Here is a 14270-nt window from a genome sequence, read left to right as displayed (position 1 = left end):
CCACAACGCGCTGCGTATTCCGGAGGCGGAAATCCGTGGCCGCGCGGCGCGGGCCGCACAAGCGCGGTGATAAAATAGGCGCTATGCCTACGCTCTCGTCTTCCGCCCAACGCCGCGCCGGTGCGCGCCGTGTTTCCCGCTTGGTCCTGCTGCTGGCCGCGCTGTGCGCGACGCCAGCATGGAGCCAGTCGCAGCCGGCTGCTGCGGCCAGTGCTTCCGCCGATACGCCGCCCGATTTCGGCGCGGAACACGATCGCATCAATAGCGCAAAAGCCTGGGCCGAATACCGCTACCAGCAAACCGAGCGCGCCTGCTACGACAACTTCTTCGTCACACGTTGCATCGATAAGGCCAAGGATGCGCGCCGCGCCGAGCTGCACACCATCCGCGAGCGCGAACTGGCACTGGACGAAGCCGAGCGCGCCGACCGTGCCGCGCGCCGTGACCAGGACCGCGCCATCCGCCAGACCCAGTCCGACGCCGAGCGCCCGCAGCGCGAGGCCAGTGAGCAGAAGAACCGCACCGATTTCGAGCGAAAGCAGGAGCAGCAGCGCCTGAACGAGGCTGAGCGCGAGGCCGGCGCCCCGCAGCGTGCCGCCAATGCACAGGCTCACGGCAAGAAGCAGTCGGACTACGACGCCAAGCTCAAGGCCGCGCAAGAGCAGGGTGCCGCCAATGCCGCCAAGCGTGCCGAGAACGCCAAGCAGTATCAGGAGAAGCAGCAGGGGGCCGCGCAGCGCCAGAAAGAACTGGAAGAGCGCCGCGAGCAGAGCAAGCACCGCAACGAGCAAAACAATAACAACACGAGCCCGCTCGGGTTCTAAACTCTCAGCGTGGGCGGGTGTCCCGGGAGGAAGTGATGGATACCGATCTGAACACGATTTCGCGACGCATCATCGAGCTGCAGATCGAACACCGCGATCTCGATTTCCTGATCGACCGGCTGGCGTCGGAAGTGGACCACGACGAGCTGCAGCTGCGCCGCCTCAAGAAGCGCCGCCTCAAGCTCAAGGACACCATCACGCTGCTACAGTTGCAGCTTGAGCCGGACGTGCCGGCCTGAGCATTGGCTGATCCAATCCTGAGAGGCCGCCATCGCGTGCGGCATCCGCCATCCCCGTCTTTGACTCCGTACCTCCAGGGACCTTTCTCCGTTGACTTCGCTTTCCCCGCTCGCCGAGCCGTCGGCTGAATCCGATGCCGATGCTGGTGACGCTCCCGCAACCGTCCCCGCTGACGCCCACCATGCCGAGCTGGCGACGCTCTTCGCCGACGACGGCACGCTGGCCAAGGGCATCGAGTCGTATCGCCCGCGCGCCTCGCAGTTGACGATGGCGCAGGCCGTGGCCAACGCCATCGAGGCTGCTGATTCGCTGATCGTCGAGGCCGGCACCGGCACGGGCAAGACCTACGCCTATCTCGTCCCCGCGATGCTCTGGGGCGGCAAGGTGATTCTGTCGACGGGGACGAAGAACCTGCAGGACCAGCTCTTCCTGCGCGACATCCCGACGGTGCGCAAGGCGTTGAACGCGCCCGTGTCGGTGGCGCTGCTCAAGGGGCGCGCGAACTACCTCTGCCACTACCACCTGGAGCGCACGTCGCAGAACGGGCGCTTGTCTTCCCGTCAGGACGCGGCGTGGCTGCGCGAGATCAATCGCTTCCTGAAGACCACGCAGAGCGGCGACAAGGCCGAGCTTTCCACCGTGCCGGAGAACGCGCCGGTATGGAACCTGGTTACGTCCACGCGCGACAACTGTCTCGGTTCGGACTGCGCGTATTACAAGGACTGCTTCGTCATGCGTGCCCGCAAGGAAGCGCAGCAGGCCGACGTGGTGGTGGTCAACCACCATCTGTTCTTTGCCGACGTGATGCTCAAGGACACCGGCATGGCCGAGCTGCTGCCGGCGGCCAACACCATCATCTTCGACGAAGCCCACCAGTTGCCCGAGACCGCCACGCTGTTCTTCGGCGAGACGATCTCCACCAATCAGATCCTGGAACTCGCGCGCGACAGCGTGGCCGAGGGTCTGTCGCACGCGCGCGATGCGGTGGACTGGGTGGCGATCGCCGCGCCGCTGGAGCGGGCCGCGCGCGATCTGCGCCTAGTGTTCCGCCAGGATGGGGCGCGCCTCTCCATCAAGCAGCTCGACAGCGACCCGACGGTCGGCAAGCCGTTCTACGAGGTCTTGCCCAAACTGGAGCAAGCGCTGTCGGACTTCACCGGCGCGCTGGAAGCCCAAGCCGAACGCGCCGAAACGATCGAGCAATGCCACCGCCGTGCCGCGGCGCTGTGCGAGAGGCTGGACGCGTGGGCGAGTCCCAAGCCAGCACCAGTGGTGAAGAACGAGGCGGGCGAGACCGTAGGGACCGCGCCCGTCGACGAGCGCGTGCGCTGGGTCGAGGTCTTCGCCAACTCCGTGCAACTGCACCTGACGCCGCTGTCGATCGCGCCGATCTTCTCGCGCCAGCGCGCCGGCCAACCACGCGCGTGGATCTTCACCTCAGCCACGCTCTCGGTGCGCGGCAACTTTACACACTACGCCGCGCAGCTCGGCCTGGACCGCGATCGCTCGATGACGCTCGATAGCCCGTTCGACTACGCGTCGCAGGGCCTGCTGTATGTGCCGCGCGATCTGCCGCAGCCGAGCGATCCGCGCTTTACCGACGCGGTACTCGATGCCACCTTGCCGATGATCGAAGCCGCCGGCGGCAAGACCTTCCTGCTGTGCACGACGCTGCGTGCCGTCAATCGCGCAGCGGAGCGCCTGGCCGATGAATTTGCCCAGCGCGGCTGGGAGTTTCCGCTGCTGGTGCAGGGGCAGGCCAGCCGCACGGAACTGTTGGACCGCTTCCGTGCGCTCGGCAACGCCGTGCTGATCGGCAGCCAGAGCTTCTGGGAAGGCGTGGACGTGCGCGGCGAGGCGTTGTCGCTGGTCGTGATCGACAAGCTGCCGTTCGCGCCGCCCGATGATCCGGTGCTGAGCGCGCGCATGGAAGCGCTGGAGAAGAAGGGCCTGAGCCCGTTTGCCGTGCACCAGTTGCCGCACGCCGTCATCACGCTCAAGCAGGGCGCGGGGCGGCTGATCCGCTCCGAGACGGATCGCGGCGTGCTGATGATCTGCGACCCACGCCTGGTGGAGAAGAACTACGGCCGCCAGATCTGGCAGAGCCTGCCGCCGTTCAAGCGCACGCGCGAGGCCGATACGGCGGCGGGTTTCCTGCGTTCGCTGCGGCCCGCTGATCCGCCCGCAAGCGATTCCTCAGTGTGACGCGCAATTACAAATAAAAAGCCCGGCCAATCGACCGGGCTTTTTGCTGTGCCGCTCAAACCGTGCTTACCACCACTGGTACCAAGGCTTGTCCTTCTTGCGCTGGCCGTAGGCCAGGAAATCGCTCTTCGGGTAGTTTTGCTTGATGACCCGTTCGGTATCGTCGCGCAGGTCCTTCATGCCGAGCGCGTCGTACGACTTCATCATGATGTACAGCGCTTCTTCCACGGCCGGCGCGCGATCGTAGTCCTTGATGGCCTGCTGCGCGCGGTTGGCGGCAGCCAGGTAGGCGCCGCGGCGGTAGTAGTAGCGGGCGGCCTGCACTTCATGGTCAGCCAGCGCGTTGACAATGTACTGCATGCGCGCAGCGGCGTCCGGCGCGTACTTGCTGTTCGGGAAACGCTTGATCAGCGTCTGGAACGCATCGTAGGCGGCGCGGGCGGCCTTCGGGTCGCGCTCGCTCAGATCCTGGTTGGAGAAGCGGCCGAGCCAGCCCAGGTTGTCGTTGAAGTTGATCAGGCCCTTGAGGTAATAGGCGTAATCGACGCTGGGGTGGTTCGGGTGCAGCTGGATGAAGCGATCGACCGCAGCCAGCGCGGCGGCGGTTTCGCCGTCCTTGTAGTTGGCGTAGGCGGTTTCGATCTGCGCCTGCTGCGCGAACGGGCCGAACGGGTAGCGGCTCTCGAGCTTCTCGTAGTACTTGACGGCCTTCGAATAGTCGCCGCCGTCGAGCGAATCCTTCGCTTCCGAATATAATTTGTTGGCTGACCAGCCTGCGGTTTCGTCTTGCTGTTCCGGCAGGATGCCGCAAGCCGAGATGGCCAGGCATGCAATGCCCGCCGCCAGTGCTGCTCCAATTCGTGCGCGAACGCGCGCCAGCTTCATGCTCGTGGCCGACATGGGCACCTTTTCTGAATGAAAAATCGCATCAAGCATTATAGCCCAAGCCCTGTGATCGAAAACGCAGGCACCGACCTTTCCGTCACTTCGCAAGAAACCGACGACACGCTCGACGACGACGCGCTCGACTTGAGCGCCGAAGGCGCGGGCGAGGCCGCGGCCCCGATCGTCGTCGAGGTTCCTGAAACCTTGCACGGCGAGCGGCTCGACAAGGCGCTCGCCAAGCTGCTGCCCGACTACTCGCGCAGCCGCCTGCAGCAATGGATCGACGCCGGCGCCGTGACCGTGGGTGGCGCGGCGGTGCGCCTGCGCGCGGCCGTCTCGGGCGGCGACCGCATCGAGGTCATCCCGCAGCGCGCTGCCGCTGAAAACGCCTTCGTCGCCGAGCCTGTCGCACTGGATATCGTCTATGAGGACGACACGCTGCTGGTGATCAACAAGCCGGCCGGCTTGGTGGTGCATCCGGCTGCCGGCAACTGGAGCGGCACGGTCCTCAACGGCCTGCTGCATCGCTACCCGCAAGCCGCCGAGTTGCCGCGCGCCGGCATCGTCCACCGGCTCGACAAGGAGACCTCCGGGCTGATGGTGGTCGCCCGCACGCTGCCTGCCCAAACCGACCTAGTGCGCCAGCTGCAGGCGCGCACCGTCAAGCGGACCTACCTCGCGCTGGTGTGGGGCGAAACGCCGGAGGAGGGCACCATCGACGCCCCCATCGGCCGCGACCCGCGCGACCGCACCCGCATGGCCATCATCGAGACGGCCAGCGGCAAGCCGGCCCGTACGCACTTCAAGACGCTCGATGTGGTTGACCTGGGGCGCGCGCAGGTGTCGCTGGTGCGCTGCCAGCTGGAGACCGGCCGCACGCACCAGATCCGTGTGCACTTTGAGTCGGAGGGGCACCCGCTGCTGGGCGACCCCGTCTACGCGCGAAACTTCCGCCGTGGCCGGCCGCAGACGATCAAGGCACCGCTGCCGGCGCCCTTCGCGCGGCAGGCGCTGCATGCCGTGCGGCTGGGCCTCGTGCACCCGGCCTCGGGCAAGGCCGTGCACTGGCACGCCGATGTGCCCGAAGATTTCGCCGACCTGTTGGATGCCCTGGAGATGGATTCCGATGTCGATCTCACCTGACTGGATTGTTCCCGACTGGCCGGCGCATCCGCGCGTCAAGGCACTGGCGACTACGCGGCTTGGCGGCGTCAGCACTGGCCCGTACGGCTTGGCCGGTGGGCTGCCGGGTGGTCTGAACCTCGGCCAGCATGTGGGCGACGCACCGGATGCCGTTGCGCAGAACCGCCACATCCTGCGTGCGGCCCTGCCGGTCGAGCCGACGTGGATGGAACAGGTGCATGGCACCGGCGTCGCCAACCTGGATCAGCCGTTGGCTGCGCCCGTGATTGCCGATGCGGCGGTGGCGTCGTCGCCGGGGCGGGTGTGTGTAGTCATGACGGCGGACTGCCTGCCGGTGCTGCTGTCGGATGCGCGCGGCGTGACCGTGGGCGCGGCGCATGCCGGCTGGCGTGGACTGTGCGGCGGCGTGATCGAGCGTACCGTGGATGCCATGACCAACGCCCTGCATGCGCTCGGTCAGGTGGCCGACCCGACCTGGCTCGCGTGGCTCGGCCCGGCCCTCGGCCCGGCGTGCTTCGAGGTGGGGGGCGAGGTGCGGCAGGCGTTTATCGACGCAGCATGGCCGAACGAGTTGGCGGCGACCCAGGCGGCTTTCGTCGAGGGCGCAGCCGAGGGCAAGTTCTTTGCGGACTTGTACGCGCTGGCGCGGCTGCGGCTCGCACGTGTCGGCTGCCAGGACGTCTACGGCGGTGGCCTGTGCACGATGACGGACGCCGAGCGCTTCTATTCCTACCGCCGCGAGCGCACCACGGGCCGTATGGCCACGCTGGTCTGGCGCGCTGAGTGACGTTTCAAACGGTGCCGTCGCCGGAGGCGGGGGCGGCGCCTTTCGCGGCTTCCGCCTCGGCCGCTTCGGCCGCCTTCTTGCGTCGCTTGCGCGCCGGGCTGCCGACAAGCCAGAGGAACAGCGACAGCGGCGCCACGCCATACAGGATGAAGGTCCCGACACCGGCAATCCACGATTGCTCAGTCAAGGACATCATCAAAACGACGTAGATCCAGGCGATTGCGACGATATACATGGTGGGGCTGCGCTCAAGCGGGGCGCAATGCGAGAGTCTCGCACGAAACCATCGCGCCTTGGCGATAGCCCGGCTTAGCGCTTTGCCAATACGTTTGCGGAGTGCTCGGGGGAATCCGCGGAAACCCCCGTGGCGCCTCGCTCTATGGCGAGAGTGCGGGCGACTCCGATTGACAGCTTTGAAATGGCAAGGCAACAATGCCCCGGAATACTGCGTGTTGCGCCGCACATCCGACCGGAGCGGCGCCTCCCGCAAGCATCGAGGGCACCAATGGCATCGCGTCAATCGGCATCTTCCAAGGCATCCAGCGCCCAGGCTCAGGGCCCGTGGCAACACCTGGCGGACCCCACGCAGTGGGCGGAACAATTCAAGCAGTGGCAAGCCTTTGCCGGTGCCTTCGCCCAATCCGGCGCGCCAGCGCCCGGCCTTGGGGCTTTCAATGGGGCGCCGACCGGTGAAGGTGCATCGCCATTCGCCTTGATCCCGCCTGAACGGCTGGCCGAGATTCAGCGGAAATACGTGGAAGAGTGGCTCGCGATCTGGCACCACATGAGCGCTGGCGAAGGCGCTGAAGCCGTGGCCCCGTCAGACCGCCGTTTCGCCAGTGAGGCGTGGCGCAAGAGCCCGCTCTACGGCTATGCGGCCGCGTTCTACGTGCTCAACGCCCGCACGCTGATGGAAATGGCCGATGCCGTCCAGGCCGACGCCAAGACGCGCGAGCGGGTGCGCTTTGCCGTCTCGCAATGGACGGCCGCGATGTCGCCGTCCAACTTCCTGGCGACCAACCCCGAGGCGCAGAAGCACCTGATCGAGTCGCGCGGCGAATCCCTGCGCACCGGCATCCTCAACATGCTGCAGGACATGGAGCGCGGCAAGATCTCGCAGACCGACGAGACCGCGTTCGAGATCGGCCGCAACGTCGCCAACAGCGAGGGCGCGGTTGTTTTCGAGAATGATTACTTCCAGCTGATCCAGTACAAGCCGCTGACGGCCAAGGTGCATGCGCGGCCGCTGCTGCTGGTGCCGCCGTGCATCAACAAGTACTACATCCTCGACCTGCAGCCGGCCAACTCGCTGGTGCGCTATGCGGTGGAGCAGGGCAATACGGTGTTCCTGGTCTCGTGGCGCAATCCGGATGCCAGCATGGCTTCGCGCACGTGGGACGACTACATCGAGGGTGGCGCGATGGAAGCCATCCGCGTCTCCCAGGAGATCTCCGCGCAGGACCAGATCAATGTGCTGGGCTTCTGCGTGGGCGGCACCATCCTGTCGACGGCACTGGCTGTGCTGGCCGCCCGCGGTGAGCATCCGGCCGCGAGCCTGACGCTGCTGACCACGCTGCTCGACTTTACCGACACGGGCATCCTCGATGTCTTCGTCGATCAGGCGCAGGTGGAGATGCGCGAGCAGACCATCGGCAACGCGGCGCCGACCGGGCCGGGTCTGCTGCGCGGTGTGGAACTGGCCAATACCTTCTCGTTCCTGCGCCCGAATGATCTGGTCTGGAACTATGTCGTCGAGAACTACCTGAAGGGCAAGACGCCCGCGCCGTTCGATCTGCTGTACTGGAACGGCGATTCCACCAACCTGCCGGGCCCGTGGTATTGCTGGTACCTGCGCCATACGTACCTGCAGAACGACCTGAAAACGCCGGGCAAGCTGAAAGTGGCGGGCACGCCGGTGGACTTCGGCAAGATCGAGGCGCCGGTCTATATCTACGGCTCGCGCGAAGACCACATCGTCCCGTGGCAATCGGCCTATGCGTCGGTGCCGCTGCTCAAGGGCAAGCGGCGCTTCGTGCTGGGTGCCTCCGGGCATATCGCGGGCGTCATCAACCCGCCGGCGGCCAACAAGCGCTCGCACTGGATCAACGCCAAGCTGCCGGACACCGCGGATGCGTGGTTCGAAGGTGCCAAGGAGCATCCCGGCAGCTGGTGGCCCGACTGGTCAGCCTGGCTGGCGTCGCACGCCGGCGCGCAGAAGGCCGCTCCCAAACGCTACGGCAATGCGGACCACCCGGAGATCGAGCCGGCGCCTGGCCGCTACGTCAAGCAGAAAGCGTAAGATCGCGCGCATAACCCCCTGTTGCCGTCACGGCCTTGGCTGGTGACGGCTTCCAACGACCCTCTCTCTCGACAGTGGAAGGTAAGCAAATGACCGATGTTGTGATCGTATCGGCGGTTCGTACCGCCGTGGGCAAGTTTGGCGGCTCGCTGGCGAAGATCGCTGCGCCTGAGCTGGGCGCGGCTGTCATCCGTGAAGCGCTGTCGCGTGCCAAGCTGGCGCCGGACCAGGTGAGCGAAGTCATCATGGGCCAGGTGCTGACAGCCGGTTCCGGCCAGAACCCGGCGCGCCAGTCGCTCATCAAGGCCGGGCTGCCCGCCATGGTGCCTGGCATGACCATCAACAAGGTGTGCGGCTCGGGCCTGAAGGCCGTGATGCTGGCAGCCAACGCCATCATCGCGGGCGACGCCGACATCGTCGTGGCTGGCGGTCAGGAAAACATGTCCGCCGCACCGCACGTCCTGCCGGGCTCGCGCGATGGCTTCCGCATGGGCGACGCCAAGCTGGTCGACACGATGATCGTCGATGGCCTGTGGGATGTGTACAACCAGTACCACATGGGCATCACCGCCGAAAACGTGGCCAAGGAGTACGGCATCACGCGCGAGGCCCAGGATGAGTTTGCCGTGGCCTCGCAGAACAAGGCGGAAGCCGCGCAGAAGTCCGGCCGCTTCAACGACGAAATCGTCCCGATCCTGATCCCGCAGCGCAAGGGCGACCCGATCGCCTTCGCGCAGGACGAATTTGTCCGCCATGGTGCGACGCTGGATTCGATGTCCGGCCTGAAGCCGGCGTTCGACAAGGCGGGCACCGTGACGGCCGCCAATGCTTCCGGCCTGAACGATGGCGCCGCAGCCGTGGTGGTGATGTCGGCTGCCAAGGCCCGGGAACTGGGCCTGACGCCGCTGGCAACCATCCGTGCCTACGCCAACGCCGGTGTGGACCCGAAGGTGATGGGCATGGGCCCAGTGCCGGCATCCAAGCGCTGCCTGTCGCGCGCGGGCTGGTCTGTGGGCGACCTGGACTTGATGGAGATCAACGAGGCCTTCGCCGCCCAGGCGCTGGCCGTGCACCAGCAGATGGGCTGGGATACGTCCAAGGTCAACGTCAATGGTGGCGCGATCGCCATCGGTCACCCGATCGGCGCATCGGGCTGCCGCATCCTGGTCACGCTGCTGCACGAGATGCAGAAGCGCGATGCAAAGAAGGGCCTGGCCTCGCTGTGTATCGGCGGCGGCATGGGTGTGGCGCTGGCCGTTGAGCGTCCGTAATTTTTTGCAGGTGGATCGGTGTGAGATGGAATGAAAACCGCACACGCCGATCCGAGACACCTAAGCATTTCCGCCCGGTAAGAAGCTGGGCGGCTCCAACAACAAGGACCAGGAGTAGACATGACCAAACGCATCGCATACGTCACCGGTGGCATGGGCGGGATCGGAACGGCGATTTGCCAGCGCTTGGCGCGCGACGGTTTCATCGTGGTCGCAGGTTGCGGCCCGAACTCGCCGCGCAAGGCGAAGTGGCTCGAGCAGCAGAAGGCGCTCGGCTTCGATTTCGTCCCGTCCGAAGGCAACGTCGGCGACTGGGAATCGACCAAGGACGCGTTCGACAAGGTCAAGGCCGAAGTGGGTGAAGTGGACGTTCTCGTCAACAACGCGGGTATCACGCGCGACGTGGTCTTCCGCAAGATGACCCGTGCCGACTGGGACGCCGTGATCGACACCAACCTCACGTCGCTGTTCAACGTGACCAAGCAGGTCATCGACGGCATGGTCGATCGTGGCTGGGGCCGCATTGTCAACATCTCGTCGGTGAACGGCCAGAAGGGGCAGTTCGGCCAGACCAACTACTCGACGGCCAAGGCCGGCCTGCACGGCTTCACGATGTCGCTGGCACAGGAAGTGGCAACCAAGGGCGTGACGGTCAACACGGTGTCGCCGGGTTATATCGCCACCGACATGGTGAAAGCGATCCGTCAGGATGTGCTCGACAAGATCGTCGGTACGATCCCCGTCAAGCGTCTGGGCGAGCCGACAGAAATCGCCTCGATCTGCGCATGGCTGGCGTCCGAGGAGTCGGGCTTCTCCACCGGCGCGGACTTTTCCCTCAACGGCGGCCTGCACATGGGCTGACCACCAAACGCCCATGCCGCGGCAATGCTGCAGCATGGGCGCAGCAATTTTTCCCCCGAGTCATGTCTGGTGCTGCGATGCCCAAGTGCGTCGCAGCAGTGTGCCGACGCCATTTTTGATCTGCATCCAGGTGCGCGAGCCGCATCAAAATGCTGCGGGTTTTTCCCGGGGGAGGTCGCCTTTTCTTTGCACGGCGATCCGCATAGAATCCAATTACGGAGGCGCTCTGCAGGGAGACACAGGGCGTCCGATCATAACCGGATGCATCTGCGCTGAGTCTGCATTGAGGCACTCGCACGCGGATCGGAACAGCCGGGCAACCGCGTATTTTGCTGCACCGCTTGGTGTAGTCATTTCGCACTGCATCGGCTGCACCGCAGCAGCATCGCCAACACGGAAAGGCACGATGGCCACCAGCAAGAAGGGCACCGAACGGCTGATCAAGAAATATCCTAACCGCCGGCTCTACGATACCCAGACCAGCACCTACATCACGCTGGCAGACGTCAAGCAGCTTGTGATGGAAACCGAGGAATTTCGCGTGATCGACGCGAAGTCCGGTGAAGACCTGACCCGCAGCATCCTGCTGCAGATCATCCTGGAAGAGGAAACCGGCGGCGTGCCGATGTTCTCCGGCTCGATGCTGGCGCAGATCATCCGCTTCTACGGCAACGCCATGCAGGGGATGATGGGCACGTACCTGGAAAAGAACATCCAGGCGTTCGTCGACATCCAGAGCAAGCTGGCCGAGAACTCGAAGGACCTGTACAGCGGCAACAGCTTCAACCCCGACATGTGGTCGCAGTTCATGAACATGCAGGGACCGATGATGCAGGGCATGATGAGCAACTACATCGAGCAGAGCAAGAACCTGTTCGTGCAGATGCAGGAGCAGATGCAGAGCCAGGCCAAGAATATGTTCGGGAACTTCCCGTTCAACCAGCCGCCCGAGAAGAAGTAAGTCCGGTCGGCTCGGAAACCCCAAGGCGAATCGCGCGGCGGTTCGCCTTTTTGTTTGGGCGTCGGAAAGTCGAGCGGAGGAGGGCGACAGGGTAAAATGCGCGTCCTCAGCGGTGAGGCGTGTGCGTCGCGCGCGTCCTCTCGCGAATTTCTGTCTCCCCATCACGGTTGTCACCCATGTCCGACGTCAGCTTCCAGCGCAAGCGCTGGCCGGCGCCCGTATCCGCATGAGCCGGCTATTGCTTGCCCCCATGGAAGGGGTCGCGGACTTTGTCATGCGCGACGTCCTGACCCATGCCGGCGGATACGACGGCTGCGTGTCGGAGTTCATCCGCGTGACGGGCTCCCTGCTGCCCGAGCGCACCTACGAGCGGGAGACGCCCGAGATCCGCAACGGCGCGCGTACCTTCAGCGGCACGCCGATGGTGATCCAGTTGCTGGGCAGTGATCCGGAATGGCTGGCCCGGAATGCCGCGCAAGCCGCCACGCTCTCGCCGCATGGCATCGACCTGAACTTCGGGTGTCCCGCCAAAGTGGTCAACCGGCACGGCGGCGGCGCGATGCTGCTGGCTACGCCTGAAGTGCTGCACACCATCGTGGCTGCAGTGCGTGCTGCGGTGCCGGCCGACATTGCGGTGACGGCCAAGATGCGGCTCGGCGTCTCGGATACCTCGCTGGCCATCGACTGCGCGACGGCGCTGGCCGAAGGCGGTGCGGCGTCGCTGGTGGTGCACGCCCGTACGCGCGACCACGGCTACCGCCCCCCTGCGCACTGGGATTGGATCGCACGCATCGCCGATGCCGTGCCCGTGCCCGTGATCGCCAACGGCGAAGTCTGGACCGTGGGCGACTGGGAACGCTGCCGCTCGGTCAGCGGTTGCGACGACGTGATGATCGGCCGCGGCGCCGTCTCCGATCCGTTCCTCGCCCAGCGCATCCGCGGGCAGATGGAGCGGGAACCGTCCGCTGCGGAATGGCCGACCGTGCTGGGCTACCTGGCCGACTATCTACGCAAGCTACACGCGCGCATCTCCGCAAAACATGAGCACGGCCGCGTCAAGCTGTGGCTCGGCTACCTCAAGCGAACGTGGCCGCAGGCGGCGGAACTGCACGACGCCATCCGGCGCTTGCAGCACCCGGAGGAGATCCAGAATGCGATCGAGCAGGCACTGGATCAGATTGGCCGCCAGAGCGCCCCGGCAGGGTAAAATGCCCATCCGCGTGGCACGCATGCATGCGCGGCACAGATCCTCTCCCCACATCAGGTTGTTCCCATGTCCGACGTCAGTACGCAGAGCCCCAAGGTTGGCTTCGTTTCGCTTGGTTGCCCAAAAGCCTTGGTCGACTCCGAGCAGATCATTACCCAGCTCCGCGCGGAGGGGTATGAGATCTCCGGCACGTACGGCGGGGCGGACCTGGTGGTGGTGAACACCTGCGGCTTCATCGACGAGGCCGTGCAGGAAAGCCTGGATGCCATCGGCGAAGCGCTGGCCGAAAACGGCAAGGTGATCGTCACCGGCTGCCTGGGCGCCAAGAAGGACGCCGCCGGCCAGGACATCATCACCAGCGTGCACCCGAAGGTGCTGGCCGTGACCGGCCCCCACGCGCTGGGCGAAGTGATGGAAGCAGTGCACACGCACCTGCCCAAGCCACACGACCCGTTCGTCGACCTGGTGCCGCCGCAGGGTATCAAGCTCACGCCCAAGCACTACGCCTACCTGAAGATTTCCGAGGGCTGCAACCACCGCTGCAGCTTCTGCATCATCCCGTCGATGCGCGGCGACCTCGTTTCGCGCCCGGTGGCTGAAGTGATGCTGGAGGCCGAAAACCTACTGAAGGCCGGTGTGAAGGAACTGCTCGTCATCTCGCAGGACACCAGCGCCTACGGCGTCGACGTCAAGTTCCGCACCGGCTTCTGGAACGGGCGCCCGCTCAAGACGCGCATGACCGAACTGGTCGGCGCGCTGGGCGAGCTTGCATCGCAGTACGGCGCCTGGGTGCGCCTGCATTACGTCTATCCGTATCCGAGCGTGGACGAGGTGATGCCGCTGATGGCCGAGGGCAAGGTGCTGCCGTACCTTGACGTGCCGCTGCAGCACGCCCACCCGGACGTGCTCAAGCGCATGAAACGCCCGGCTAACGCCGAAAAGACGATGGACCGCATCCGCGCCTGGCGCGAGGTCTGCCCCGAGCTGACCATTCGCAGCACGTTCATCGCTGGTTTCCCGGGCGAGACGGAAGAAGAGTTCCAGACGCTGCTCGACTTCATCGCCGAGGCCGAGCTGGATCGCGTCGGCTGCTTTGCCTATTCGCCGGTCGAAGGCGCGACCGCCAACGACCTGCCGGGCGCGCTGCCCGACGAGGTACGCGAGGAGCGCCGCGCGCGCTTCATGGAAGTGGCCGAGCGCGTCTCCGCCCGCCGCCTGCAGCGCAAGGTGGGCAAGTCGCTGCGCGTGCTGGTGGACGAGGTGAATCAGGATGGCGGCATCGGCCGCTCGTCGGCGGATGCGCCGGAGATCGACGGCCTGGTCTACATCGCGCCGCCGTCCAAGCCGTACAAGCGCTACAAGGCGGGCGATTTCGTGTCGGTCAAGATCACCGGCGCGGATGGGCACGACCTGTGGGGCGAGGTCTGAGGCCCGGTCGATCAAGGCCGGTTCCGCTTAGGTAGTCGTACCTAAAATTTGCGAACGGTCGTGCGTTTATACTGCTCGCCATTCAATTTCAACTGCGTTGGAGGCAGCAATGGCACGTGAAGTGGTGGTGGTCAGCGGCGTTCGTACCGCAATCGGGAC

General features: G+C 65.4%; 13 protein-coding genes. 11 read left to right on the top strand and 2 right to left on the bottom strand.

Translation table 11 applies throughout. From position 1 onward, the window contains the following. The first annotated feature begins 83 nt into the window (after positions 1-83). The 3 genes from QZ609_RS11085 (at position 84) to QZ609_RS11075 (ending at position 3269) form a co-directional block, all read left to right on the top strand. Positions 84-824, top strand: coding sequence for a hypothetical protein (locus QZ609_RS11085; protein ID WP_295494241.1), 741 nt, complete (start codon positions 84-86; stop codon positions 822-824). 35 nt (positions 825-859) lie between these two features. Next, entirely contained in the window at positions 860-1063 is a 204-nt protein-coding gene (locus QZ609_RS11080) for a DUF465 domain-containing protein (protein ID WP_295494239.1), read from the top strand. Between the two features lie 91 nt (positions 1064-1154). Then, on the top strand, positions 1155-3269 hold the full coding sequence (locus QZ609_RS11075; protein WP_295494237.1) for an ATP-dependent DNA helicase: 2115 nt from the start codon (positions 1155-1157) through the stop codon (positions 3267-3269). A gap of 66 nt (positions 3270-3335) precedes the next feature. Here the strand turns inward: QZ609_RS11075 and QZ609_RS11070 are convergent, their stop codons facing one another. Continuing rightward, complete coding sequence (locus QZ609_RS11070; RefSeq protein WP_295494235.1) at positions 3336-4169, bottom strand: outer membrane protein assembly factor BamD; 834 nt, start codon at positions 4167-4169, stop codon at positions 3336-3338. A gap of 15 nt (positions 4170-4184) precedes the next feature. Here QZ609_RS11070 and QZ609_RS11065 point away from each other — a divergent pair, with 15 nt between their 5' ends. Both QZ609_RS11065 and pgeF read left to right on the top strand, forming a co-directional pair. Then, positions 4185-5297, top strand: coding sequence for an RluA family pseudouridine synthase (locus tag QZ609_RS11065; RefSeq protein ID WP_295494234.1), 1113 nt, complete (start codon positions 4185-4187; stop codon positions 5295-5297). Further along, positions 5281-6084 (top strand): peptidoglycan editing factor PgeF, encoded by an 804-nt coding sequence (pgeF, locus tag QZ609_RS11060; protein ID WP_295494232.1) that lies wholly within the window; start codon positions 5281-5283, stop codon positions 6082-6084. The genes QZ609_RS11065 and pgeF overlap by 17 nt, the downstream gene beginning before the upstream one ends. A 4-nt stretch (positions 6085-6088) precedes the next feature. On the opposite strand, the gene QZ609_RS11055 is transcribed toward pgeF, so the two are convergent. Then, positions 6089-6319 carry a hypothetical protein gene (locus tag QZ609_RS11055; protein ID WP_295494230.1) on the bottom strand — a complete coding sequence of 77 codons (231 nt, stop codon included), beginning with the start codon at positions 6317-6319 and terminating at the stop codon, positions 6089-6091. Between the two features lie 270 nt (positions 6320-6589). Here QZ609_RS11055 and phaC point away from each other — a divergent pair, with 270 nt between their 5' ends. The 6 genes from phaC to rimO all read left to right on the top strand — a co-directional run bounded on the left by phaC (position 6590) and on the right by rimO (position 14111). After that, a complete protein-coding gene (gene phaC, locus QZ609_RS11050) occupies positions 6590-8383 on the top strand; it encodes a class I poly(R)-hydroxyalkanoic acid synthase (protein WP_295494229.1) in 1794 nt (597 codons plus the stop codon). Between the two features lie 89 nt (positions 8384-8472). Then, positions 8473-9654 (top strand): acetyl-CoA C-acetyltransferase, encoded by a 1182-nt coding sequence (locus tag QZ609_RS11045; RefSeq protein ID WP_295494227.1) that lies wholly within the window; start codon positions 8473-8475, stop codon positions 9652-9654. Between the two features lie 120 nt (positions 9655-9774). Next, positions 9775-10515, top strand: a complete 741-nt coding sequence (locus QZ609_RS11040; RefSeq protein WP_295494225.1) for a 3-ketoacyl-ACP reductase — start codon at positions 9775-9777, stop codon at positions 10513-10515. 406 nt (positions 10516-10921) lie between these two features. Continuing rightward, positions 10922-11476, top strand: a complete 555-nt coding sequence (phaR, locus tag QZ609_RS11035) for a polyhydroxyalkanoate synthesis repressor PhaR (protein WP_295494223.1) — start codon at positions 10922-10924, stop codon at positions 11474-11476. Positions 11477-11702: 226 nt separating this feature from the next. Next, positions 11703-12683, top strand: coding sequence for a tRNA-dihydrouridine synthase (locus QZ609_RS11030; protein WP_295494222.1), 981 nt, complete (start codon positions 11703-11705; stop codon positions 12681-12683). Positions 12684-12749: 66 nt separating this feature from the next. Then, positions 12750-14111, top strand: a complete 1362-nt coding sequence (gene rimO, locus QZ609_RS11025; RefSeq protein WP_295494221.1) for a 30S ribosomal protein S12 methylthiotransferase RimO — start codon at positions 12750-12752, stop codon at positions 14109-14111. Positions 14112-14270: the final 159 nt, after the last annotated feature.

Source organism: uncultured Ralstonia sp. (assembly GCA_913056305.1).
Lineage (GTDB): Bacteria > Pseudomonadota > Gammaproteobacteria > Burkholderiales > Burkholderiaceae > Ralstonia.
This window is presented reverse-complemented; position numbering and strand designations above follow the sequence as displayed.